20 protein-coding genes and 1 tRNA gene are annotated in these 25,537 nt (G+C 38.8%); 5 read left to right on the forward strand and 16 right to left on the reverse strand.

Annotation, left to right across the window (positions count from 1 at the left end; genetic code table 11):
* Positions 1-180: 180 nt before the first annotated feature.
* The 7 genes from CLW00_RS20700 to CLW00_RS20730 form a co-directional block, all read right to left on the reverse strand.
* The gene (locus tag CLW00_RS20700; protein ID WP_106135627.1) at positions 181-1,197 is read right to left on the reverse strand and encodes a PorP/SprF family type IX secretion system membrane protein; all 1,017 of its coding nucleotides are present in this window, start codon (positions 1,195-1,197) and stop codon (positions 181-183) included.
* A gap of 1 nt (position 1,198) precedes the next feature.
* Complete coding sequence (locus CLW00_RS20705) at positions 1,199-3,499, reverse strand: PKD domain-containing protein (protein WP_170073263.1); 2,301 nt, start codon at positions 3,497-3,499, stop codon at positions 1,199-1,201.
* Between the two features lie 149 nt (positions 3,500-3,648).
* The gene (locus tag CLW00_RS20710; RefSeq protein ID WP_106135629.1) at positions 3,649-4,920 is read right to left on the reverse strand and encodes an adenylosuccinate synthase; all 1,272 of its coding nucleotides are present in this window, start codon (positions 4,918-4,920) and stop codon (positions 3,649-3,651) included.
* 133 nt (positions 4,921-5,053) lie between these two features.
* Positions 5,054-6,226 (reverse strand): hypothetical protein, encoded by a 1,173-nt coding sequence (locus tag CLW00_RS20715; RefSeq protein ID WP_106135630.1) that lies wholly within the window; start codon positions 6,224-6,226, stop codon positions 5,054-5,056.
* A gap of 1 nt (position 6,227) precedes the next feature.
* On the reverse strand, positions 6,228-6,572 hold the full coding sequence (locus tag CLW00_RS20720; RefSeq protein ID WP_106135631.1) for an STAS domain-containing protein: 345 nt from the start codon (positions 6,570-6,572) through the stop codon (positions 6,228-6,230).
* Positions 6,573-6,743: 171 nt separating this feature from the next.
* Positions 6,744-7,211: a Fur family transcriptional regulator gene (locus CLW00_RS20725; RefSeq protein ID WP_106135632.1), complete on the reverse strand. Its 468-nt coding sequence runs from the start codon at positions 7,209-7,211 to the stop codon at positions 6,744-6,746.
* Positions 7,212-7,282: 71 nt separating this feature from the next.
* Positions 7,283-9,505 (reverse strand): RelA/SpoT family protein, encoded by a 2,223-nt coding sequence (locus CLW00_RS20730; protein ID WP_106135633.1) that lies wholly within the window; start codon positions 9,503-9,505, stop codon positions 7,283-7,285.
* Between the two features lie 131 nt (positions 9,506-9,636).
* Between CLW00_RS20730 and CLW00_RS20735 the strand changes: the two genes are divergently transcribed.
* From CLW00_RS20735 to clpX, 4 genes are all read left to right on the forward strand, one after another.
* Positions 9,637-9,718, forward strand: a tRNA-Leu gene (locus CLW00_RS20735).
* Positions 9,719-9,827: 109 nt separating this feature from the next.
* Positions 9,828-11,156, forward strand: coding sequence for a trigger factor (gene tig, locus CLW00_RS20740; RefSeq protein WP_106135634.1), 1,329 nt, complete (start codon positions 9,828-9,830; stop codon positions 11,154-11,156).
* Positions 11,157-11,237: 81 nt separating this feature from the next.
* Positions 11,238-11,906 (forward strand): ClpP family protease, encoded by a 669-nt coding sequence (locus CLW00_RS20745; protein ID WP_106135635.1) that lies wholly within the window; start codon positions 11,238-11,240, stop codon positions 11,904-11,906.
* Positions 11,907-11,912: 6 nt separating this feature from the next.
* Positions 11,913-13,142, forward strand: a complete 1,230-nt coding sequence (gene clpX / locus CLW00_RS20750; protein WP_106135636.1) for an ATP-dependent Clp protease ATP-binding subunit ClpX — start codon at positions 11,913-11,915, stop codon at positions 13,140-13,142.
* Positions 13,143-13,177: 35 nt separating this feature from the next.
* Here clpX and CLW00_RS20755 read toward each other — a convergent pair whose 3' ends face one another.
* From CLW00_RS20755 to CLW00_RS20795, 9 genes are all read right to left on the reverse strand, one after another.
* Complete coding sequence (locus tag CLW00_RS20755) at positions 13,178-13,846, reverse strand: hypothetical protein (protein ID WP_106135637.1); 669 nt, start codon at positions 13,844-13,846, stop codon at positions 13,178-13,180.
* A gap of 65 nt (positions 13,847-13,911) precedes the next feature.
* Positions 13,912-14,391 (reverse strand): DUF4843 domain-containing protein, encoded by a 480-nt coding sequence (locus CLW00_RS20760; protein ID WP_106135638.1) that lies wholly within the window; start codon positions 14,389-14,391, stop codon positions 13,912-13,914.
* 14 nt (positions 14,392-14,405) lie between these two features.
* Positions 14,406-15,932 (reverse strand): RagB/SusD family nutrient uptake outer membrane protein, encoded by a 1,527-nt coding sequence (locus CLW00_RS20765; protein ID WP_106135639.1) that lies wholly within the window; start codon positions 15,930-15,932, stop codon positions 14,406-14,408.
* A 10-nt stretch (positions 15,933-15,942) separates the two neighbouring features.
* Positions 15,943-19,017, reverse strand: coding sequence for a SusC/RagA family TonB-linked outer membrane protein (locus CLW00_RS20770; RefSeq protein WP_106135640.1), 3,075 nt, complete (start codon positions 19,015-19,017; stop codon positions 15,943-15,945).
* A gap of 530 nt (positions 19,018-19,547) precedes the next feature.
* On the reverse strand, positions 19,548-20,669 hold the full coding sequence (gene lpxB, locus CLW00_RS20775; RefSeq protein ID WP_106135641.1) for a lipid-A-disaccharide synthase: 1,122 nt from the start codon (positions 20,667-20,669) through the stop codon (positions 19,548-19,550).
* Between the two features lie 216 nt (positions 20,670-20,885).
* The gene (locus tag CLW00_RS20780) at positions 20,886-21,305 is read right to left on the reverse strand and encodes a 6-pyruvoyl trahydropterin synthase family protein (protein ID WP_106135642.1); all 420 of its coding nucleotides are present in this window, start codon (positions 21,303-21,305) and stop codon (positions 20,886-20,888) included.
* Between the two features lie 166 nt (positions 21,306-21,471).
* A complete protein-coding gene (locus CLW00_RS20785) occupies positions 21,472-23,400 on the reverse strand; it encodes an OmpA family protein (RefSeq protein WP_106135643.1) in 1,929 nt (642 codons plus the stop codon).
* Positions 23,401-23,402: 2 nt separating this feature from the next.
* Positions 23,403-24,029: a 7-carboxy-7-deazaguanine synthase QueE gene (locus tag CLW00_RS20790; RefSeq protein WP_106135644.1), complete on the reverse strand. Its 627-nt coding sequence runs from the start codon at positions 24,027-24,029 to the stop codon at positions 23,403-23,405.
* Positions 24,030-24,135: 106 nt separating this feature from the next.
* Positions 24,136-24,972 (reverse strand): sugar phosphate isomerase/epimerase family protein, encoded by an 837-nt coding sequence (locus CLW00_RS20795; RefSeq protein ID WP_106135645.1) that lies wholly within the window; start codon positions 24,970-24,972, stop codon positions 24,136-24,138.
* A 183-nt stretch (positions 24,973-25,155) separates the two neighbouring features.
* On the opposite strand from CLW00_RS20795, the gene CLW00_RS20800 reads away from it, so the two are divergent.
* Complete coding sequence (locus CLW00_RS20800; protein ID WP_106135646.1) at positions 25,156-25,485, forward strand: VOC family protein; 330 nt, start codon at positions 25,156-25,158, stop codon at positions 25,483-25,485.
* Positions 25,486-25,537 lie beyond the last annotated feature (52 nt).

Here is a 25,537-nt window from a genome sequence, read left to right on the forward strand (position 1 = left end):
AAATTTTAATCTTTTTTTTATCGATTACCCTTCGCTTATTTCAATTTTTCCTGCTGATTTTCGCAGCGTTCCCATCGTTTTGGGTTTGCAAAGGTGCAACTCTTTTTTCCATTTGCAAAGCCCCAGCAGAAAATAATCCATCAAAACTTAGAAGACTACTGATTATCAAGCAGTAAAATTTCAATAGCGAAAAGTAGGAGATTTCCTTGCACCTCTATTCCAAAGTTGGTCTACAAAAGAATACCTCATCGAAACCTCATGTGCTCCACCAGAATTCCTAAATCCAAGGCTTGAAATGGTAAAATCATAGCTATAACCTATATCCATTCCGTTATCTAACGAAAATCCAACTACACCAATTAGCGCATCATTATTGGGTAGACCATTAAAAGAGGGCAAACCTCTATACCAAAGCCCTAATACAAGAGGTTCAAAAAAAAGCTCTGTACCAATGTCCAATTGATCAAAAATGCCTTGTCTTTTATAATTGAATGCAAATGAAATCGTCCTATCCTGCAAGGTATTATTGAAGTAGTCATTGATAAAGCCTGGGCGCAGTGGAAATTTGACTCCTCCATGTGCTGAATACTTCCTAAAAAGAACATCCCTTTCGTTCATTAGGTAACTCATGTTGGGCTGAGTAAGGTGATGGGTAGCCAAACCAAACCAAATTTTGTCATTGTAATACAGGATCCCACTATGTAGGTCAAAAAAATCTATCTGCCTATCATCAATCAACCCGTTACTGGGTGATGGAAGTACCACTCCCCTATCAATATCTAACTGCGTTCCTAAAATAATCTCATCAAAAGCTGCCGCACGTAGTCCGTAGCTACCTTGAAGTCCAAAATGCAGGTATCCATTCTCTCCTAGCTTTAACCTATAAGAATACAAAAGACCTATCTCATGATTTTGAAGATTGCTGAGGGTTTCCTGGCTACCATTTATGATGAGACCTATTCCTGAGTTTTTATTTTCAAAAAAATGGTCCACATAAGCACTATAAGCTACAAAACTCCGATCAAGGGATGGCCATTGATTCCTGAAATTAACACCAACCCTTGTCATTTCGGCACTTCCGGCAAAAGCTGGGTTAAGATACATAGGAGCAGCGTAAAATTGAGAATACTGAATATCCTGAGCAAATAGGATGACCGTATTTAAACATAGAAGAAGCAAAAGACAGTATTTTCTCATATCACCTTATTAGAGAAAACCTCCCACTTTCCTCAACCAACTCTCCATCTGCAGAAACCATCGTGGCTTTATATACATAGCTTCCACTTGGAGCCATTTCACCATTGACTTTCCCATCCCAACCTTCAGTGCCTAAGTCATTACTTTGGAAAACCATATTTCCCCAAAGATTGAAAACCAACAACTCCATAGAAACAATCCCTCGAGTTTTAGGCCTGAAGTGATTGTTTTCAAAAAGTAAAGGAGTGAACCCTGTAGGTACCATTATCCTATATGAAAGGTCTAAAATCAAGAGAATTTCGTCAGTAGTTGTGCAACCAAATTCATCTTCAGCAGTAACCTGTATGAGGTACTCACCTCTATTACCAAAAACATGAAATGGAGAAACTTCATTGGAAGTTGTCCCATCTCCAAGATCCCATTCTGTAAAAACTATCGGGCGGTTAGATTCGAAAGAGAAAGAAATCTCATCGTCGATAAAAATATCGGCATCAGCAATAGAAGATCTAGTAGGATCCGCCAATTGATAGGATATAGCTAAACTTAAAGGTTCTGTTACATAATTGACTTCAAAGCTGGTATTAGGGCCAAAGCAATCAAGACCTTTTAGTCTAGCTTCAATAGAATAAGTACCCGGTAACAAATCTATTACCTCTATTTCTTCATCCAGCAATATTTCTCCTTGCGGACCGGTAAGTTTATAGTCCAATGAATCCGGATCATATTCTTCTAAATAATCTAGAAGGTTTGGCGCGACTTCAGGATTGCAGGCTATAATTTCTTGTTGGATTGCCACCTCTGGAAGGTCTGGGATGGTAATTGAGATTCCATCTGAAACAACAAAACATTCATTTCTGGTAGTGTACCCCTCTACTTTATAAATGCCCAGTAAAACAGATTCGTAAAGTGGGCCTTGGGTTTCGATGATAAATTCGTCATCGAGATACCATTTATAGCTTGAAAACACATCATCCCCAAAAGCTTCCATTCGAACCAATTCGCCTTCACATGTAAAAACTTCCTTTATTTCTTCATCAAAGTTTTCAAACTTAATATGTATAGGATTGGGCGATTCTTGTATGAAAAGGTTCATCGCACTTCCATTAGACTGCCTCCCATAGGTATCAATAATGGTGTAATAGACTGTCAATGTTTTGTCAATGAAATCTGCACTTGGCGTAAAAGTGTATCCTACCCCATTGCCATTTGCCCTTATCACACCTTCTTCCAGCTCCAATACATCTGAGCGGCAAGTGCCTTGAAGGCAAATATCTTCTAAAACTGTCTCTATCTCTTCCAAAGAACTGTAAAACTGAAGACACCTTACAGAAGAGTTTTCATTTGGAAGGTCAAAGGCCGAATCAGGAATTTCGAAGTAATTATCCTGTCCCGCGCAAGTAGCCAAATCTTCAAACTCACGTGTAACCGGATTTTCCAAGCCTTCTTGATCAGCCACCTCCACTGTCAATTCACCTATCTCGTGTATATTGACCATGCCACCTGTAGAAGCAGCAAATCCTATTTTTAAATTTTCAGGTGCTTGTTGGTTGTAGGGTTGATTTGAAAAAATAACTACCCTCCTCAGTTCCTCTCCATTATTGATATCCAATTCGAGGTTAAGCAAATAACCATTGGCATTTGGATTCGGCAATATTTCCAAGTAGACTTTTCGATAGCCTATCTGATCCGGGTTGGTAACACGTGGAGTGCCTTGAATTCCTGAATTCAAGGCAAACATTTCATTCAATGGCAAAGAAATAGCGGTTTCATTAACTGCTAGTGTTGTTTTGGCTGTAAGAAAGTCATAACCTGTAAACCCTGACCCACCAGTACGCACTGCAATGGTGTTGGGGAACGTTAATTCGGGCGATAACCCTCCGTTTTTACTTTCAGAGGAATTTGAGAAATTCCCAAAGACATCAAACCCTAATCCAAAATATGCTCCTGTTAGTCCAGGGTCCTCATTTCTCTGGGCGTAACCCAATGATCCTCCAAAGCCTCCGGGCGCAAAATTTTCTGTATTGGCATCAAACAAAAACACACTCATACCATCACCACCTGTACCTCCATAGATATACATTTCAAAAGCAGCTTTGATACCAAAATTTGAGGGGAATGGAATATCAATATATGCATAGCCACTTTGGTCTTGGCTCGCATCTGTTAACCTCAATACACCATCTTGAATACTTGCAGCTCCTCCTGTAATAAGTATGGGATTAGAATCATCGGTAAAATTTCCACAAAAAGGAAACCCAGACTGGGCCAGTGATATTGAACTTGATGAAAAAATAATTGTCATGTAAATAAAAAACCCAGCGAATACATTCAACGCTTTACTGACAATACTGATCTTATCCCTTTCCTTCAAAACTCAACCTTAAATTCCGTATGCAAATTAGAAATATTAGTCCTAAAAAAAAGCCCCTTATAAATAAGAGGCTTGATTCATTATCTTAAAATAGTCTGTTTTCTATCAGGACCAACCGAAACCATTTTGATCGGCACTTCCAGGGCCTCTTCGAGCATGGTCACATAATTTCTTAACTCCTCTGGAAATTCTTCATATGTGTTTACTTCAGCTAAAGACTGATGCCAGCCAGGAACTGTTTCATACACCGGCTTCACATCTGAAGAATCCAATTCATAAGTCAATCTGTCTATTTTGCTTCCATCAGGCATGACATAATGGGTGCAGACTTTGATCTCTTCAAAAATATTCAAGACATCAGCTTTCATCATAAACAATTGGGTAACTCCATTGATCATGATAGAATATTTCAACGCCGGAAGGTCAATCCAGCCACACCTTCTAGGCCTACCCGTAGTCGAACCAAACTCATTGCCTTCTTTTCTCATGGCTTCTCCATCCGCATCGAAAAGCTCGGTAGGAAATGGGCCACTTCCCACTCTTGTACAGTAAGCTTTGAAAATACCGTAGACTTCACCAATCTTAGAAGGTGATACCCCCAAGCCTGTACAAGCCCCAGGAGCCATGGTGGTAGAAGATGTTACAAAAGGATAACTTCCAAAATCTATATCCAAAAGTGATCCTTGTGCACCTTCAGCAAGCACTTTCAAACCTTGCTTAAGATAGCCATTCACTTCATATTCACTGTCGACAAGGTTGAGCGTTTTGAAAAATTCGATGGCATCAAAAAAGACAGCTTCCAACTCTGGTAATTGAGCCAAGTCAAAATCGTAAAAAGAGAGTATGGTTTTGTGCTTTTCAACCAATGTCTGGTATTTGTCTTTGAAGTCAGGAGCCAAAATATCCCCTACTCTCAAAGCAACTCTTCCAATTTTGTCTTGGTACGTTGGTCCGATTCCTTTTAAAGTAGAGCCGATTTTTTTATCACCCTTAGACTTTTCATAAGCGGCATCCAACAATTTATGAGTAGGAATGATAATGGTCGCTTTTTTTGAAATGAAAAGGTTCTTTTTGAAGGCAATGTTGAACTTATGCAGACCTTCGATTTCCTTTTTCAAAACTACAGGGTCCAAAACCACACCATTCCCAATGATATTGGTGATGTTTTCCCTGAAAATCCCAGATGGAATCTGGTGAAGTACATGCTTAATGCCATCAAATTCCAAAGTGTGACCGGCATTTGGCCCTCCCTGAAATCTGGCGACTACATCGTATTGCGGTGCAAGAACATCCACAACCTTACCTTTTCCTTCGTCGCCCCATTGCAGGCCTAAAAGCACATCCATTTTCATTGAATTGTATTTATATCGTGTATTGATTTCTTTTAAGCCGTGAAATTTGGAATAAGGTTAAATAATTGCAAGGAAAACAGCTTATTTATTATAGACCTTACGTACAGAATCATAAAATCCAGATCAATATTACTTAAAAATCAACGTCTACAAAGTAATAGTCAAGGTAGTTTTCATCCTCTTGTTTTTTGGCTTTGAAAAACAATCGATCCCCTACTAGAAAAAATAAGGTGCTTAAATCAGGCTCCTTTTCTGTTAGGTTGACCTCTCCGGTTTTTTTAAAGTAGTTGTCAAAAAATTCCATGTTCAACTGAACTGGAGCTTCCTCGCTAATTTGTGGTGATTTTACCAATCTACAAAAGCCTTTTCCCTTTGGTAACTTCTCAAAGTTTCCAAATGCTACATCCTTGTCCCATTCATCCAACAAGTCCATCACCTTTTGAAAGTCTTCAGAATCTGATAGTTCATAATTACGGCTGATTTCTTTAAAGGGATTTTTCTTGAGCTTGAACAGGTTTGACGGAAAATTTCTTTCTTCCACCTTTTCAGACTTAAGATCAATTACAGAAAACTCACTACTATAATTATATGATAAAACAAGTTTATCATTTTGGATAAATATAAAAGGCATATGGTTTTTTGCGACATTTTTAAATTCTACCTCATGGGCATTAATTAAATCAACGCTAGCCCACATTGGTACTTCTTTGAATCTCTTTTCCTCCAAATCAAACTTTATCAATTTAAATTCTTTTGACTTAAAGTCCCGAGCAAAGAAATATATACAAGCCCGCTGCTTGTCGTAGCCTTTATAAAAAAGATCCAAATAATAGGAAACGCCACCAGCTGCCAGGCCATAAAATACATTATCTTCAAAAAGTCTAGATTCAATTAATCTGAAATTTTCAACATCAGAGTGGCCATCCTTATCAATCATGATGGTTTTAGCATTGAATAAAACAAGTCCATATGATGTGTTTATCAAGTTATTTATTCCTTCGGTGCGTCTAGGGCCGTCTTTTTCCAAATAATGACCTTCTTTGATTTTTAAAGTATCTCCTTCAAAATAAAGCGTATCCAAAGAACTTCTCATCACATTATGGGAGAGTAATAATTCAGAATCCAAAAAAGTCGAAAACGGAAATGGGTATTGTGCGCTCATATCCGTATCAGCAAAGTATGCCGTGATTTTGGGACTAACCTCAACAAAAATTTCCTGTCCTGAAAATTGCTTTTCTTCAGAACAGGAAATGTGGAATACTCCTAAAAGAGTTGGCAAAAGGTATTGAAGTCCTAAACTCTTCAAGTCATTTTATTTTTTTCTTTGCCTCTTCTACAGAATCAAATACAGTGAATATATTATTCAACTTGGTGATGATCAACAGCTTTTTGACATGTTCGGAAGGTGAGGTCAGGTAAACTTCCCCATCTACATTTCTCATTTTGGTCAGCATGGTGATCAATAAGCCGATTCCGCTGGAACTGATATACCTGACTTCACTCAGGTCTACTACAAAAGTTTTAACCCCATCATTGACCGCATCAGATACCATTTCCACCAATTTTGGCCCTACCTCATCTCCAATAAGGTCACCTTGGATATGTAAAAAATAAGCTATTTCTTCTTTTTGTAATTGATAGGTTAGTTTCATATGTTTTTAGTTGGTCTTTTAAAGGTGGGTGAGCGTCATTCTGAGCTGGAGCTCTCGGAGGTGAAGAATCTCATGCCCTCAAGGTTTGGAGACTCTTCGCTTCACTTAGGGTGACGCCCTGATCAAATCTATGAATGGCAACTTGGTTTGCAGTTTTGGTTAGGTTCGATTTTATACCGTAGGTCTATTTTCACATTGTTCTTTTTTACAATTGCCATACAGAATCAGCGAATGGTGCAAAACCTGGAAATTCAGGATTTCACCCACCGTATTTTGAATGTTTTGCACTCTTGGATCACAAAATTCAAGCACCTTGTTACAATCGGTGCAGATCAAATGATCGTGCTGCTTGTAACCATAGGATTTTTCAAACTGTGCAAGGTTTTGTCCAAATTGATGTTTGGTCACCAAATCACATTCCACCAAAAGATCTAAAGTATTGTAAACTGTAGCCCTGCTGACACGATAATTTTTGTTTTTCATACTGATGTAGAGTGACTCTACATCAAAATGTCCGGTCCTTCCATAGATTTCCTCCAGGATGGCATATCTTTCAGGTGTTTTTCGGAGCTTTTTATTTTCCAGATAAGCAGTAAATATCTTCTTTACCTCTTCAAAAACGCTTTCATTTAAGGCCATGTAGTGCTTTTTTATTTCAAATATAACTGTTCTTATTTAGAAAAGATTCAAATAAGATGGAATACCTATACCTAGTCAAATCGTGTGACTTTAATTATCCCTTCTACTTTGGAGAGGTTTTCTACCAGTTTTTCAAGGTGTTGGGTGCTGTGTACATATAGCTTTATGGTACCTTCAAATATGCCGCTATCAGAATCAACCGTTATAGAACGCATGTTGACTTTAAGCTCATTGGATATCACCTTGGTCACATCATTGATCAATCCTACTCTATCCGTACCGATAATGCGAAGTCCAGCCAGAAATGCTATTTCCTGTTGACTTGTCCAACGTGCTTTGATTACGCGGTTACCGTGATTAGATAAAAGCTCAAGGGCATTGGGACAGCTTGTCCTATGAATCTTGATACCCTCATTGATTGTCACAAATCCAAACACATCATCACCGGGGATGGGGTTACAGCATTTGGCCAAGATGTAATCCACCACATCCATATCCTCTCCAATCAAAAGTTGGTCATGGTCAGGACCTTTGAGGCTTTTTATTTCCTTGGTAAAGGATGATTCGTCTTTTACCTTGCCAAGAGTTGGCTTACTAACTTCTTTTTTCTGCTCTTTGAAATCCTTAAAGCTCTTGATAGAAGTGGCATCTATCACTCCTTTCCCTACTTTATAATAAAACTCATTTGGTGTTTTGGTCTCAAAATAAGCCCTCAGTTGTTCTACTATTTCCGAGTTAAAATCCATTTTCATCTGACGCAGTTTCCGTTGGACGATTTCCTTCCCATCAATCATTACTGATTTTTTGTCCTCTTTGAGCGCATCCTTTATTTTGGCTTTGGCCCGGGAAGTAACTACCGAATTGAGCCAATCTTCAGTAGGTTTCTGTTTATTGGAGGTAAGGATTTCTACTTGATCTCCATTTTTGAGTTTGTGATTGATAGGCACTAGTTTTTGGTTAACCTTAGCACCGATACATTTTGCTCCTACTTCTGTGTGGATTTCAAATGCAAAGTCCAGGGCGGTAGCGCCAAAAGGCAAAACCTTGAGTTCACCTTTTGGAGTAAAGACAAAAACCTCGTCGTGGAAGAGATTACCTCGAAAATCATCCATAAACTCAATGGCAGAGCCATCATTGGATTCCAATAGTGACCTTACCTGCATGATCCACTTATCCAGGCCTGAACTGCTCTTTCCTTGGGCGGCTTCTATTTCTTTGTATTTCCAATGAGCGGCATATCCCCTTTCTGCAATATCATCCATTCTTGTTGTTCTTATCTGAACCTCTACCCATTGACCAGTATTACTCATGACCGTGGTATGAAGCGATTCGTAACCGTTAGCCCTAGGTGTACTGATCCAGTCCCTAAGACGATCTGGATTTGGACGGTAAAAATCGGTCACAATGGAGTAAACCTGCCAACAATCTGCCTTTTCATCATCCAGCTCGCTGTCGATGATAATCCTGACAGCAAAGAGATCATATACCTCTTCAAAAGGAATATTCTGTTTCTTCATTTTATTATAAATTGAAAAAACAGATTTCGGCCTTCCTTTTACAACGAACTCAAATCCCTGAACATGTAGTTCTTCCTCGATAGGAGCTATAAAAGTCTTGATGAATTTATTTCTGGAAATTCTGGTCTCGTTGATTTTCTCAACTATGTAGGCATAGGTGTCGGAGTCTGTATATTTCAGGTAAAGGTCTTCCAACTCCGATTTGATGGCATATAAGCCTAACCTATGTGCAAGCGGAGCATAGAGGTACATGGTTTCTGAAGCAATCTTGAGCTGCTTGTGCCTTGGCATGCTTTCCAGGGTTCTCATATTGTTGAGCCGGTCAGCCAACTTGATTAAGATGACGCGCACATCATCTGAAAGCGTGAGAAGCATTTTGCGGAAATTCTCAGCTTGCTGTGAGGAGCCATAATCAAACACTCCGGAAATCTTGGTTAGCCCATCAATGATCTGCATTACTTTAGGCCCAAAATCTCTTTCTATATCTTCCAACTCCCAATCGGTATCCTCTACCACATCGTGCAGTAGGGCTGCAACAATGCTGGTAGTGCCTAACCCTATCTCTTCTACACACACCAAGGCTACTTCCAGAGGATGATATATATAAGGCTCTCCAGACTTCCGCCGCATTTCTTTATGCGCCTCATTGGCTACGTTAAAGGCCTTTTTAATGAATTTTGCATCACCTTCCTTCAACATAGGCTTTGCCATCCGAAGCAACCTCCTGTATCTTTTGAGTATTTCTTTTCTTTCTTCTTCTAAATCAACCTGAATCATATATGGGGTAGTATTGCTTATCTCTAATCAAAATTAGGAGCTTATTTGAAATTATTTTTGAACTTCTTGATGTTTTTTTTCTTCACCTTTTGCAAGTTTGAAATTCATTATTACCTTTGCCCCACATTAAAGCGGATGTGGCGAAATTGGTAGACGCACTAGACTTAGGATCTAGCGCCGTAAGGCATGGGGGTTCGAGTCCCTCTATCCGCACATATCTTAACCCTCAATCACAATTCCGATAAGTTTCCGGTACAGCCGGGAGCATCTGGGAAAAGAGATTGAGGGTTTTTAATTAAAATATAACCAAAATCAAATTACCTTGGAAATCTCTTTAGACAAACATTCAGCAAATCAAGCTTCTGTTAAAATTATACTAAATGAAGCAGATTATCAACCAAAGGTTGAAGCGAAACTTAAAGATTATGCCAAAAAGGCAAATATCAAAGGTTTCCGACCAGGCAAAGCTCCTGTCTCTATGATAAAGAAAATGTACGGTACGTCTGTTTTGGTAGATGAAATTAACGACCTACTCTCTTCATCTTTAAACACATATCTTAAAGAGCAGACTTTTAGAATCCTTGGTGATCCACTTCCTGTTTTTGAAGATGCTGATAAGATTGACTGGAAAAGTCAAAAAGAATTTGAATTCCAATATAAAATCGGGTTTGTAGAAAATATTGACTTTAAACTAGATGATTCACTCAAAGCGACTACTTATAAGGTCGACATGAGTGATGATGAAGTGGAAGAAGCCATTACCAATTTGAGAAGTCAATATGGTAAAATGACCAATCCTGAGGTGAGTGAAGAAAATGATTTCATATATGGAGATTTGAAATCCGAAGACGGTGAGTTTGAAAAAACTTTCAGTTTGCCCCTTTCTAAAGTAGAGAAAAAATCACTCAAAAAATTTGTAGGTGTTAAGAAAGGAGATGTAATTGAACTAAATCCTTCAAAAGTCATCAAAGAAGACTTGGCACAGACTGTAGGTGTAGAAGAGTCGGAAGTTGAAAAGTTAGCTGGAAAATTCACTTTCACTGTTCAAAACATCAACAGAACAGAGCTAGCTGAATTTAACCAAGAGTTTTTTGACAAGCTTTTCGGTCCAAATCAGGTAGAGACTGAAGAGGATATGAGGGCTAAAGTTAAAGAAATCATTTCTGACAATTACAATAAAGAAGCGCAAGTATATAGTGACGAGCAGTTGAAAGACAAACTCATCGACTCCGCCAACATAGACCTTCCTGAAGAATTCTTGAAAGAATGGTTGTTCAAAGCAAATGAAGGTAAAGTCACTACAGAACAGGTAGAAGAAGAATACCCTATCTACGCAAAGCAACTTAAGTGGACTTTGATCACCAATCAGGTTGCAAAAGACAATGAAATCAAAGCCGAGCATGAAGATGTGATCGAGAAAACCAAAGAGATGATAAGAGAGCAATTTGCCTCTTCAGGAATGGGTGCACAGATGGAAGACAGCATGGATATGTTTGTTGACAATTACCTCAAAGGCAACGAAGGTCAAAACTACATGCAGATGTTGACATCTGTTCAAAACGAAAAGGTATTGGCCTTTGCCAAAGATAAAGCTGATGTGAAAGAAGAAAACATAAGCGCCGACAAATTCAAGGAGATGTTGGAAAACTAATCCTAATTCAAAATCGTTATCAGAAAGTCCTTCTTTTAGTAAGGGCTTTTTTTATTTTTGTACAAGACTAAAAACGCGATTATGATCAACAAAGACGAATTCAGAAAATTTGCTGTGCACAACAGAGGTATCAGCGGAAATGCATTTGACCAATACAACACATTTGTAGAGAATATGACCAGGTCTGTCATCGAAGAAAGACCAACCAATTTCAGGGAAATTGATGTATTCTCCAGATTAATAATGGACAGAATTATTTTCCTTGGTACACAAGTAGATGATTTCATCGCCAATATCATTACTGCCCAGCTCTTATTCTTGGAGTCAACAGACCCTAAAAAGGACGTTTTGTTATACATCAACAGCCCAGGAGGCTCTGTAACAGCAGGATTAGGTATCTATGATACTATGCAGTACATTCAACCTGAAGTAGCAACTATCTGTACAGGAATTGCAGCTTCTATGGGTGCAGTATTACTTGCAGGTGGTGCCAAAGACAAAAGGTCTGCATTACAACATTCCAGGGTTATGATTCACCAACCATCTGGTGGGATGCAAGGGCAATCCAAAGACATGGAGATTTCATTGAAATTGATTTTGTCCATGAAACAAGAATTGTATCAAATCCTAGCTGATCACTCTGGTAAAACTTACGAGGAAATTGAGAGAGATTCTGATAGAGATTATTGGATGAAAGCTCCAGAGGCCAAAGAATACGGTCTTATTGATGAAGTATTGATTAGAAAATAAAAAATAATGGCACAAATTACCTGTTCCTTTTGTGGGAGAAATAAAAAAGATGTGGATCTGATGGTGTCAGGTATCTCAGCCCATATCTGTAATTATTGTATTGATCAGGCTTACCAGATTTTGGGAGAAGAGGAAAAAAACAAAAAGCCCTCTTCCAAAAATCTGAAATTCAAATTGAAAAAGCCAAAAGAACTTACTCAATACTTAAGTGAGTATGTGATCGGTCAATATGACGCTAAAAAAGTACTCACTGTAGCAGTCTACAATCACTACAAAAGGCTTGTCCAGAAAACCAATCAGGATGATGAAATCAAGATCGAAAAATCAAATATCATCATGGTGGGGGACACAGGAACAGGAAAAACTTATCTGGCCAAAACCTTGGCAAAAATTCTTGAAGTGCCATTCTGCATCGCTGATGCCACTGTACTCACTGAAGCTGGATATGTTGGAGAAGATGTAGAAAGTATTCTGACAAGACTTTTGCAAGCAGCAGATTACAATGTAGAAGCTGCCGAAAGGGGAATTGTCTATATAGATGAGTTAGATAAAATAGCCAGAAAATCAGACAATCCTTCTATCACAAGAGATGTCAGTGGTGAAGGTGTGCAACAAGCGCTGCTAAAGCTATTGGAAGGAACCATTGTGAACGTACCACCACAAGGGGGCAGGAAGCATCCTGACCAAAAGATGATACCTGTAAACACAGAGAATATCCTCTTTATATGCGGTGGTGCTTTTGATGGAATAGGCAGACATATAGCAAACAGGCTAAACACACAACCTATGGGTTTCAGTAAAAGGTCAGAAACCAAACAAGTGGACAGGTCAAACCTTCTGCAATATGTAACTGCTCAAGACCTCAAGTCATTTGGCTTAATACCTGAATTGATAGGACGTCTCCCTGTAGTTACCCATTTGGATCCATTGGATGCTGTGGCATTGAAAAGCATCCTTACAGAGCCTAAAAATGCACTGACCAAGCAGTACCACAAACTCTTGGGTATGGAGAATGTCAAACTTACTTTCGAAGAAAGTGGCATTGACTACATTGTAGAAAAAGCCATGGAATACAATTTGGGAGCAAGAGGACTAAGATCTATTTGTGAAGCCATCATTACAGACGCTATGTATGAATTGCCTTCTGATGATTCGGTGACAGAACTTGTAATTGATAAAAAGTACGCTGAAGAGCAATTTGATAAATCGAAGTTTAAAAAGCTTCAAGTAGCTTAAACAAAAAAGGCATCCTCGGATGCCTTTTTTATTGTTTATTTTTCTGAGTTAAGAAACATAATAACTCTTCTAACATCGGTTGGATCCTTTAGATCTAAATTATAAGTTGCTGCAAATTCATTAATTTTGGAGTATCCATCGCTACCAAAAAAACCAACAAGCGATTTCTTTTTTGGTTTCCATAGGAAAGACTCCCCGTCTTTGAATACAATTAAATCTTCGACATTAGAGAATACTTTTGCTCTTTGAGAACCATAAGCCGCACCAGGATCATCGATCATTCTTTTAAATTTATGGTTGACTAGAGTATAGTCACCATCTACCAAAACTTCTACAAAACGATTTTTTCCCACTCCAGGTATATCATAACCTGACCTGTAGAACTGAGGTGCAGAAGAAGCATTAAGGATAAATCCATTAATTTTACCTGGGACATAAGCCATCAGTTCTCTACCATCTTTATATACCAACGTATGGTTAAATGCATTAAAAGCAATATCAAGATTTTCGGCAGTGTCCCTGTCAGAAAATATAACTTTTCCTAAATCAAACTCTTTCCAATAGGGAGACCCTTTCACATCAGGAAAAGGATCAACCGCTACAGGTGCCCCACTACCTTGATCTCTTAAAACCTGAAGTTGCGCATTGACAAAATTGATGGTTGAAATAAATAAAACTGCAATTATTAAACTAAACTTTCTCATGATCAAATCTAAAAAAAAGGCCGGATAAATCCGGCCTTTTATTCAATAAAATGTTGGAATAATGATTAATCTTCTACTGGAGGATTAGGTCTTGTTATTCTCAACTGTACTCTTTTGTAGTTCTCACTTGGTTGGATAGTAGAATTACCTTCCAATTCCAATAACAAGTCCACTGAGCCACCAATAGCACCTGTGTCAATAATATCAACAGATAATGTGGCAGTTGAAGAATTTGCAGGAATCACCAAGCTCCCAGCTACATTGTAATCCGTGCCTGCTACCGCTGTAGTACCCTCTGGAACTACAACGTATGTGATGGTCTCATCACTGTCTCTTTGTCTTGCGACAAGATTTACTTGAAGAGAGTGCGTACCGGCTGTGTTTGCTACGGCAACACGAGGGTAATTCTGACCTGCAACAGGAGCTGTAATCACAGCTGTCTGAAACTCTACCTCAGCACCTTCCCATATAGGATAGTTTTGCTCGATACAAGAACCTAGCACAAAAACCATCACTAGAGAAAATATAGAAATTATTTTTTTCATAACGTTTTTCAATTTTAGTATCCTCTGTTTTGATTTAAGTTAGGATTACCATCAACTTCACGCTGTGGGAAAGCAGGTAATACTTTGAAATCTTCGAAAGGAAGTACATTGTTGGCAGAAAGATAAGTCTTATTGATATCTCTTCCATACCTCTTCAAGTCAAAGAATCTTTGGCCTTCAAAAGCAAATTCTTTGAATCTTTCATTCAAGATTTCTTCTAAAAGCTCATCACCAGAAAGATTTACATCTTCAAGACCTCTTAATCCTTTGAAAGCATTCAATTCTGCCAAGGCATCACCAACATTACCAAGGTGATAATTAGCCTCAGCTCTGTTCAAATGCATTTCTGACTTTCTTAATACAGGGATATTATCACCAAATGCGAAACCAGCTTTGCTGACGAATTTGATTGACTCAATTTGTCTACCTGCATTTCTAACTGTATTGCCAGTAGTGTAAAGGAATCCACGTACATCATCATTACGTGTTACATCCCAGTTATTACTGTCTGTACCAGGTTCGTCAATTTGAACTTGAGAAAGTCCAAAGAAATCAAGCACTCTAGGACCAGGTATAAAATCACCCCAACCACCTTGAGCATTCTTGTTATCTAAGTTTAATAGGGTAGTAAATGAAGACTGTAAAGAAACATTGACACCTAAAGCTTCTGCAGCAAGTTGAATTCTCACTTCAAACATTGACTCTGGGTGCTCTGCAGCACGCCATCCACTAACATAATCCATTCCTCCAAGAACAGTACCTGCACTTGAACCTAATGCCGCAGTAGCCGCAGAAACAGCGTTTTGATAATCTCCTCTATAAAGAGCCACTCTAGACAAAAGACCATGAGCAGCTCCTTCAGTTGCATACTGAGGCCCTGATCTACCTGCAGATGACAGCAAATTGATTGCATCATTCAAATCAGAATAAACCTGTGTATAAATTTCATTGACACTAGCTCTTGGAGAATTTCTTGTAAAAGCTATATCAGAAGTAATTGAACCTTCTAGTGGCATTGGAACACCACCTTCATCTGTTACACCCGGCTCATAGACAGCAGTCGGGATATAAGCGTAAACCTTAACTAAATCAAAGTAATAAAGAGCTCTTAGAAACTTGGCCTCACCTTCCCATCTGGAAAGTTGTGCAGCAGATGCTCCCTCGACGCCACTAGAGATTTGATCCAATATTAGGTTTGCTTCATTGATTGCAAAATAAGAATTTTGCCAAAAGCCCGCAGTGAAATGAGCTCCTGGGTTATTGTTGTTTTCACCAATCAATCTACCTGAATTATTTGTTGTACGACCAACATCAGCCAAAGCATCAGATAAAGCGAACATATCCCTTCCGTAATTAGACTCAGCTCTTAACCTAGCATATACGGAATTCAGTGCTGCTTCAAGACCGTCGGGCGTATCTAGTGCGCCGTTAGCATCAATGGACTGTCTAGGATCTACATCAAGGTTACAGGAAGTAGCCAAGACGCCAATACCTAAAAACAGTGCAATAGCGTATTTATATATGTATTTCATTGTTTTCATTATTTTCTATTTAGAATCCCAATTGAACACCAACTGTATAGTTTCTGGTAATAGGAATCTGACCTGTTCCAGCTCCTACGAATTCTGGATCATATCCAGGATAGTCAGAGTACGTCCATAGGTTAAGTCCTTGTGCATAGATTCTTGCTCTGGTCAATCCAAGATTTCTCACCAAAGTTGGGCTGAAAGTATACCCTACTGTCAACTGTGCCAATCTGATGAAATCAGCTTTTAACAAGGAGGCTGTACCAAAATTTCTTCCTTGGCTTCTTAGCTCATTTGCGTTACCAGCTGCAGTCACATAAGTTCTTGGAATATCAGTCATGTCACCTGGGTTCACCCAAGCTCTATCATTTACTTCTCTAAGTGCATTCAAAGTAAGACGCGTACCATTTTCTCTAAGGAAATTATACTGACCATCAGAAACAACAGCACCGTACTCATAAGTAAAGAATGCAGTCAATTCAAATCCTTTGAATCTGAAAGTATTGTTCAAACCACCATAATAAGGCGCTAAGCTTGATCCAAAGTATCTTCTGTCAGCTGCAATCGGTAAGTATGTCCTGTTACCATCAGCATCCAACCACATTGGACGACCTGTAGCAGGGTTGACACCAGCATATTCAGCTTGGAACCAAGCTCCTGGAGCAGATGAACCCGGGAAAGGAGGGTTACCAACAGGTTGACCAACTGCCAACTGCTGTCCTGCAGCTCCTGCAATAAACTCAAGATCATCAAAAAGACTTACGATCTCATTTTTAATGTAGGTAAAGTTGAAGGAAGTTCTCCACTGGAACCCGCCTCTGTCAATATTCACTGTACCAATTTCAAATTCAATACCTCTGTTTTGAAGCTCACCAACGTTGTTGGCAATAGACCCAAAACCGTTAGTCCAAAGAACCGGCTGATTTAACAATAGGTCTTTTGTTCTTCTATCGAAAAGATCAATACTACCTGTAACTCTATTGCTGAAGAAACCATAATCCAAACCAAGGTTTACAGTTTCGTTTGTTTCCCAACCTAACTCAAGATTAGCAAGTGAAGTAGGTCTGATACCTGCAGAGTTGGCATAGTTTCCACCAGCGCCATAAAGGCCTCTAGCAGCGAAATTACCAATCTGATCGTTACCCGTTCTACCCCAAGAAGCTCTAACTTTCAAGTCAGTTACAATTTCAGAATCTTTCAAGAAATCTTCCATGGCGATATTCCAGCCTGCTCTTACAGAAGGGAAAAGACCATATTGAGTGTTGGCTCCAAATCTAGAAGAACCATCATATCTTGCTGTGGCAGTGAATAAATACTTTTCTTTGTAGTTATAGTTAGCATTCACAAAAGCACCTTGTCTTCTGTAACCAGTCCAGAATCCTCCAACGAATACCGGCTCAGCACCTGAATCAATATATCTGAATTGGAAAGTAGGGAAACCGATTGCTTGACCATTCAAACCTTGTCTTGTTTCAGAAACAAATTCATAACCTACCAAAGCTGATACATTGTGTACACCATTGAAGGTTTTGTTCCAGTTTACTGTATGGGTGTTGATAAATCTACTTCTCCAATCATTGAATGCGGAAGCTCTACCTCTTACACCTGCTCCGTCTGGAGTTCTAGGGTCAGTGTATCTTTCTTCTTGTAGGAAGTAATAATCTATACCGAAAAGTGCTCGATAAGTAATATTATCAGTAATCTTATAAGAAGCAATAGCGTTACCCACTACTGTATTTCTCCTTGTTGATCCTGAATTAAACTCATTTACTAAAGCTATATTTTGTCCTAATACACCACCGATGGCTTCATTGAATGAACCATCTTCATTTCTGATAGGGTTATGAGGCAATACTGCAGATGCGGAAAATGCAGGGTTACCAAGGAAAGCACCATCAATTGCGAATGGAACATTTTGACTAACTGTAGAAAGGTTAATGTTGGTTTCTAAAGTCAATCTTTCATTTGCCTTGTGAGAAATGGAAGTTCTGAAAGTTCCTCTTTCAAAATCGACTGGTCTAAATGATGATTCCTGATAGTTATAAGAACCTGAAAGGAAAAATTGAGTTTTGTCATCACCACCTGAAACGTTCATTTCATAGTTTTGAAGTCTTCCTCTACCCATCAATTCTCTTTGCCAATCATAAGTAGGTAATGCTTCTCCAACAGCATCCAACTCCTCTGGAGAAAGGCTTTGCCAGTTGCTTGGAAGTCTCCCCATATTAGAAAGTGCTCTTGCTCTTGCAATACCGTCACCACCTCTTGTCAAGGCATCTCTTCTCATTTCATACCACTCAGAACCACCAAGTACGTCCAAATATTTCATTGGCTCAGTTTCACCTGCGAAAGCATTGAATTCAAATCTCGCTTTTCCGGCTTTACCTTTCTTAGTAGTAATGATTACAACACCGTTGGCAGCTTGTGAACCATAGATCGCTGCAGATGCTGCATCTTTCAAGATTTCCATAGACTCAATGTCATTAGGATTCAAGAATGCCAATGGATTCGCTTGAGTCAAGGAAGAGTTGGCTTGGTTGTTAAGCTGAACACCATCTACAATAAATAGAGGCTCATTACCAGCATTGATAGAACCAACACCACGTATACGGATATTAACCGCTCCACCTGGAAGACCATTACTTGATCTTACCTGAACACCAGCAGCTCTACCTTGGAGAGCTCTGTCAAAAGATTGCATCGGAAGGTTTTCAATCAACTCACCTTTCACAGAAGATACCGCACCGGTAACTTCTCTTTTAGGCTGTGTGCCATACCCTGTCACAATAACCTCTTCCAAACTTCTTGTGTCTGGTTGCAAGATTACATTGATCTGTGACCTGTTACCGATATTGACTTCCTGCATTTCAGAACCTACAAAAGAAAACACCAATGTGTTGTTCGCTTGTGGTACATTCAACGAGAAATTACCGTCTAAGTCTGTGGCTGTACCAATGGTGGTACCCTTCACTACGACCGACGCACCTGGAATAGGTAGACCATCCTCACCGGAAGTCACCGTTCCAGTCACTACACGTCCCTGCGCAAATGCCGAAGCAGATGCTATCAAGAACGCAAGTCCTAGAAGTAAAATTTTCCTCATAATTATAATATTTGATTTAATGAACTTTCAATTCTATCCATATTCTACAAATAATGCAAACCCATTCACATAAATTACATTTGCATGTTGCTGTATTTAATTAAATAAAATTTGGATAAATGGTTTTATATAAAATTTATACTGATTTAGACTGATAATTATCACTCAAAACTTAATTAAATTTTAGTAATTAGGTTTAAACAGTATTTAATTTTTAATTAACCTTTGTTAACATAAAAGTAAGGTTGTGTTAACAGATTGAAAAATCTAAACCATGTAGATTACCTTATTAAAGTACAAAATTTACTATTTTGAAGTGTGGCGTAGAATTTTATATTTTTTTCAAAAAATGAGACATCTTTTTATAGATGAAAATTGCACAAATTAAGAATCCTTATGGAGTTTCATGAAATACATGATTAAATTTTAATGTGTTGAGGTAAAATTGTAAAATTTAAATAATCGTATTGGTGTAAAAATAAAATTTTATATCTTTTTGCATAGATATATGGTAATAACGGTTGGTTTACTCAATTGTTCAATTCTTTACCATTAAAACTCTCATGAATTAGCTGCGCAGTTTTAGCAGATGCAGAACCTTCTCCCAATTTTTGTTTTACAAGATCGTAGCCATTCAAAACCCTTGCTTTTCTCTGTATGTCTGCCAATAGGTAATTGAGCTCACTCGACACAGAAGAACTATTGAAGTCATCCTGAATTAACTCCTTCACTACTTCTTCATTTGCAATTAGGTTAACCAATGATATGTAGGGCACTTTGATCAGTCTTTTGGCTATTAGATAGCTTAATGAGCTGGTTTTATACACAACTACCTGCGGTACTCTAAACAGGGCCGTTTCCAGAGTGGCTGTTCCCGACGTGACTATTGCCGCTGTGGCATGATGCAATAAATCATAAGTCTGATCAAATACTATTCGAATTCCCGCTTTGATAGCTGCACTGTAGGCTTCAGGCTTCAAATTACCCACACCTGCTATGACAAATTGCGCATTGGGGAAATTTTTCACTACTGAAATCAAAACAGACAACATATTGTCCAGTTCCTGCTGTCTACTTCCTGGTAAAAGAGCTATAATAGGTTGGTAATTGAGCTCGTTCTTCTGATGAAAAAAAGGATGTGGTTCAAACTTGGCTATCTCATCGAAGAGTGGGTTACCAACATATTGTGCGTCGATACCATACTTTTTGAAAAACTCAGGCTCGAACGGGAGAATGGAATATACCTTGTCTGTTTGTTTTTTGATGTTCAACGCTCTTTTTTGATTCCAAGCCCAAACTTTTGGAGGGATATAATAATGCACCTTTATACCTTTACTTTTGGCAAAAGCGGCCATTTTCATATTGAAACCACCAAAATCAACCAAAATCAAAACATCAGGCCGGAATTGAAGTAAATCTTCTTTAATCAATCGGAGGTATTTCAAGACCTTTCTGAATCCAAATAAGACTTCAATGAAACCCATTACCGAAACTTCCTCATAATGGGCCTTAAGATTCAGTCCAGCCTCGGCCGAATAGTCACCTCCCATGCCTCGGAATATACCTTCCTCATCATGAACTTTGATAGCCTTGATGAGATTGGAACTGTGCAAATCACCGGATCGTTCTCCACAAATGAGGTAGTATTTCATGTGCTTCTAATAGTTTTTCAGAGGACACATGGAATCTTCGCATGGCATCCCCAAAAGCCCACTTTGTGTCAATTTCATCATACTCGATTTCATGTGCTTCTAATTGTTTTTCAGCAGCCAAATAGAATTCCTTGAAAAATCATCGCGTTATGTATGAATTTGTTCTTATCGGCATTTCATAACACATGTATTTCAAAAAATAAACAGGCCAAATACCTATTCTCCATAATATTCTACGAAGTTTCTCGGTGTTTCGTATAGTGTAAGCTTATATAAACTTCCATGCGCTACTATCTCATTGATTGCAGGTTGCAAAATTTTCCAGAATTCTACTACGAGATTTTCACAACTGGCCATTTTTCCTTCCATGAAATCTACGTCCATGTTGAGATTTTTATGGTCTACTTTATCAATCACCAGTTTTTTGATAATTGAACTCAACTCTTTCAAATCTACCACAAATCCTGTTTCCGGGTCAGGCATTCCTTTTACCGTCACTATCAGCTCAAAATTATGACCATGCCAGTTGACATTGGAGCAAGGCCCGAAGACTTCTTTGTTTTTCTCCTCTGACCACTTGGGATTCCAAAGCTTGTGTGCTGCATTAAAATGCTCTTTTCTGCAAACGTGTATCATCACTCTTTTCAATTGAGTGGCAAAAATAAGGAAAAAGATGAGGAATTGATACTCTAAACCAAAATGAGAAATAAAACCTGACAGGTCTATTTATAGGGGGATTTAAAAAATCCCATAAATTCAAAAGAGCTTTCCGGCTTGGCTCCTGCTTGAAAATAAATTAAAATTAAAAATTTTCCTGAATAGAAATGGTGATTCTTCTATTCATAGCCCTATTATCTGCAGAGTCATTTGGACGAATTGGTTCCTTGTCTCCTTTTCCTACAGGGATCGCGCGACCTTCCTTGATCCCATTTTCCAATAAATACCGTTTGACACTTTCTGCCCTACGCAAACTCAGACTTTCATTGTATACTGTACTGCCAACATTGTCAGTATGTCCTACAATATATATATTGACATTAAAATTAGTATTTAAAAAATCCACCAGCCTCTTGAGGGAACTCATAGATTCAGGTTTTAACTCATCTTTGTCAAAGTCAAAGAAAATATTTTCAAAAACAAACTCCTCCCCTGGAGCAATAGGCGTCAGAGAAATTTCAAGGTCTTCTTGGTCTTTTAGATTATCCCGTTCTACATTGTAGATTTTAGGCAGGTATCCTTCTTTTTCTACGTACAATCCGGAAAAGGATTTATCTGGGTACAACATCATGAAATCACCTGTCTTACCATCTGATCTAAATTGGTAAAGGGTACTGTCATTGGCCAAACTAACCAAGGACAGCTTGGCATCAATAGGTTCTCCTGTTTTTGAATTCAATACTTTACCTTGGGTAACAATCAGCTTTTCACCAAGGGATATTTCTTCAGGAAACTTAAACCTGTACAACAAAGACCTTTCTACTTTTCCCTCCGCATATGATGTTTCTGTATAATAAGCATAGTCCCTCTGAGCTGTGATAAAAAGTGAAAATTGATCCTGATGGTCATTGATAGGATATCCGAGGTTTTCTGGCTCTGTAAATTCTCCCTCTTCTACCCTTGAAACAAACAAGTCCATACCTCCGAATCCTCTGTGTCCATTGGATGCAAAAAAGAGGATTTCATTATTGAAGTAGATAAAAGGAGAAACCTCATCCCTTGGGGTGTTGACTGTTGGCCCTAAATTTTTGGCCTCAGCCCAAGATCCATCATCATTCCTGACACTATACCAGATGTCATTTCCACCATATCCCCCACGTCTATTGGAAGAAAAAAACAATATCCTACCATCTGCTGAAAGGGAGGGTTGAGATTCCCAAGATCGGGAATTTACATTTTTGCCCATGTTGGTAGAGCGCTGCCACCTTCCTTCCACCCTGTATGCTATATACAAGTCGCAGCTCCCGAAAGAATCCGGGGCATCACAAGATGTATATATCAAGATATTACCATCGGCTGAAATGGTACAGGTACCTTCATTATAGTTCGTATTGATGCTTTCAGAAATACCCGCCGGCATTGTCCAGGTTTCGTCATCATCTGCCAAATACGAAACATATATATCTTCCTTTTGATAGTCTTGGGTGCCGTCTCTTTTGGTAAATAGGATTTTCCTGCTATCTGCTGTCAGCACAGGAAAGTATTGCAGTGTAAATTGATTTATGGGCTCGGGAAGTTTTTCCTTATTGATGACCAATTCCTTTTGTAGATTTTCATTTAAAAAATCCATCTGCTCCTTAGTTTCAATATAATTCATGGAGTTTTTGAATTGGTCTGAAAGAATTAAGTCAACTTCCTGGTATTGACTTAGGGCCTCTTTAAACTGACCCAAAGAAAGGTAAATATGCATTTTAAGCCACCCGAAATCACCTTTGATCAAATCATTGGGTTTTGCAGGTCTTCTTTCCCCTCTTTGAACAACTTCCAGGGCTTCCTCAGAGCGCCCCATAGTCAATAGAATCCTCCCCCATTTGACATAAGATTCCAAAAAATTTGCTTCCCTGTTTATGGAGGCTTTATACTTTTCTATCGCATCGTTGTATTGCCTTCTCAATACTAGCTCATCTCCTTCCTCATGCATCTTGATAGCCCTATTGTCAATAATAGAGTATTTCTGCCCATAACTCAGCTGGACAAAAAAAAGCAAGACAAAAGAAAGAAGTACTACTCTCATGTTTACGGAATATCCATAAACTTATGCGTTTGGAGGGAAATTTTCCAGTCTGGATGAAATTTTACGTAGTCGATAATGCTTTGCAAGTGCTGCGTCGACCTACTCCATTCCGGTTGCAAGAGTTTATGACAGTTATCATTTACCAAAACTGCATGTTTTTCTGCAAATTCAAAGTCAGATTTATGAAAAATAACCACTTTTAATTCATTTGCCTGCACATAAATGCTGGGATGGGGCTCTTTGAACTTTTTAGGGGAAAAGCAAACCCAATCAAAGGTTCCAGAAAACGGATGTGCCCCTGAAGTCTCAATATTTATGGTGAATCCTTTTTCCTTCAGTAATTTGGTCAGTGGACCAAGGTCATACATCAAGGGCTCTCCACCAGTAATTACCACCATTCGGCCTGGATATGCAAGCGCTCCCTGTACAATTTCCTCAATGGTGGAAACCGGCCATTTTTCCGCTTCCCATGATTCTTTCACATCGCACCACACACAACCCACATCACATCCTCCAAGCCTTATAAAATAGGCAGGGGTGCCAGTATGCACCCCTTCACCTTGGATAGTATAAAAAGCTTCCATTACCGGAAGCATAAGTCCTTTGTTTACTTCTTGCTTTTTGTCCATATCAATTTTTGATAAAGCGGGTGATCGAACCGCTGAATTCTTTTAAATTTTCGGACTGCAAAGCTACTCTAAATTTGGGCAGTTGCAAAACTACCCTAGAATTCAATTATTTGGCTTGGCCCTTGATTTTATTGATGTAAGCAACACTTTGGGGTATCTGCTGTACTGACCTTGATGATTCATCTTCAATGATCATATAGTCTATCTTATGCTTTACTGCAAGCTCGATCAAGGACTTGATGTCAATGTCGCCTTCTCCCAAAACCACATTCGTCTCTACATCTCCTCTCCCATCTTTAGAACCCTGAGTACCCTTTTTCCTGTCTTTCAAATGCAAAAGAGGGTATAGTTCAGGTTTGGCTTTGACATACGCAACAGGGTCGCCGCCACCCATTTGAACCCAGAATACGTCGATGTTAAACTTGTAGTGTTTGGCATTTTCCACCATTTCATCAAACAATACTCCTGATCCATGTGGTGTAAACTCATAGCCATGGGGATGGTAACAGAGTGTAATCCCCTCTTTTTTCAACATCTCCCCGGCCTTGTTGAATAAGTCAATGGCTTCACGCGTTTCTTTGATGGAGAAACCATCATCAGAATGAGGAATCCAAAAACAAGTTGCGTACTTAGCCCCATAGGCTTTGGCTTGATCAATAATTTTTTGGGGATTGTTTTTAAGGTCATTATAATCAGCACCTACACCGATTACCGATAATCCCATGCCCGAAATCATGCTTTTATACTCATCTTGGGTCATGCCGTATGTCCCACCACCTTCTAGGTATTTGATACCCCAATCGGCTATCAGTTGGTGAGACCCTTTGACATCATCTTTCATTTCATTTCGAAGGCTGTACATTTGGAGGGCGATCTCTTGAGCTTGCAACTGTGCTGTCAAGATGATAAAAAGCCCCAGCAATAAGGTTGTTATTTTTTTCATGGCTTAATTGGGTTTGAATCGGAATATTGTCAAAATCAAACAGAATACCAGCTGTTTTGTGACCAACGGAATATTTTATTTCCAAATACCCCTTTACAAAAAATAATTTCACATTTATTGCCCATTCCGCAGGAATTCCATCCTAAATGGTGAAATTAGGTATTAAATAAACCCGGAAAAATTATGAAACACGTAAATGTTTGCTGGTTTGAAATCCCAGTGAAGGACATGAAGAGAGCTGTAACTTTCTATGAAAAGATCTTCGATTGCCAATTGGAATTACATCAAATAGAAGAATTTGATATGGCTTGGTTCCCTTTTGATCATGAGAAAGGTGGCGCGAGTGGCTCTTTGGTGAAAAGCAATGAGCTTTACAAGCCAAGCGATAAAGGTGTAGTGGTGTATTTCTCTCCTGTTTTGTGCGGATATTCTTTAGGTGAAATTTATTGTGTTGGTTTTCAGTATTTTAGTCATTCAATTTTTGTGGTTTTGGGTGTCTCGGTCTATTTTTAGTCCATGTTTGTAAGGCGAAAAAGGAATTCAAGTGGAACTTTCAGTGTCCAGA

This window comes from Mongoliibacter ruber (assembly GCF_003003005.1).
GTDB classification, from domain to species: Bacteria; Bacteroidota; Bacteroidia; order Cytophagales; family Cyclobacteriaceae; genus Mongoliibacter; species Mongoliibacter ruber.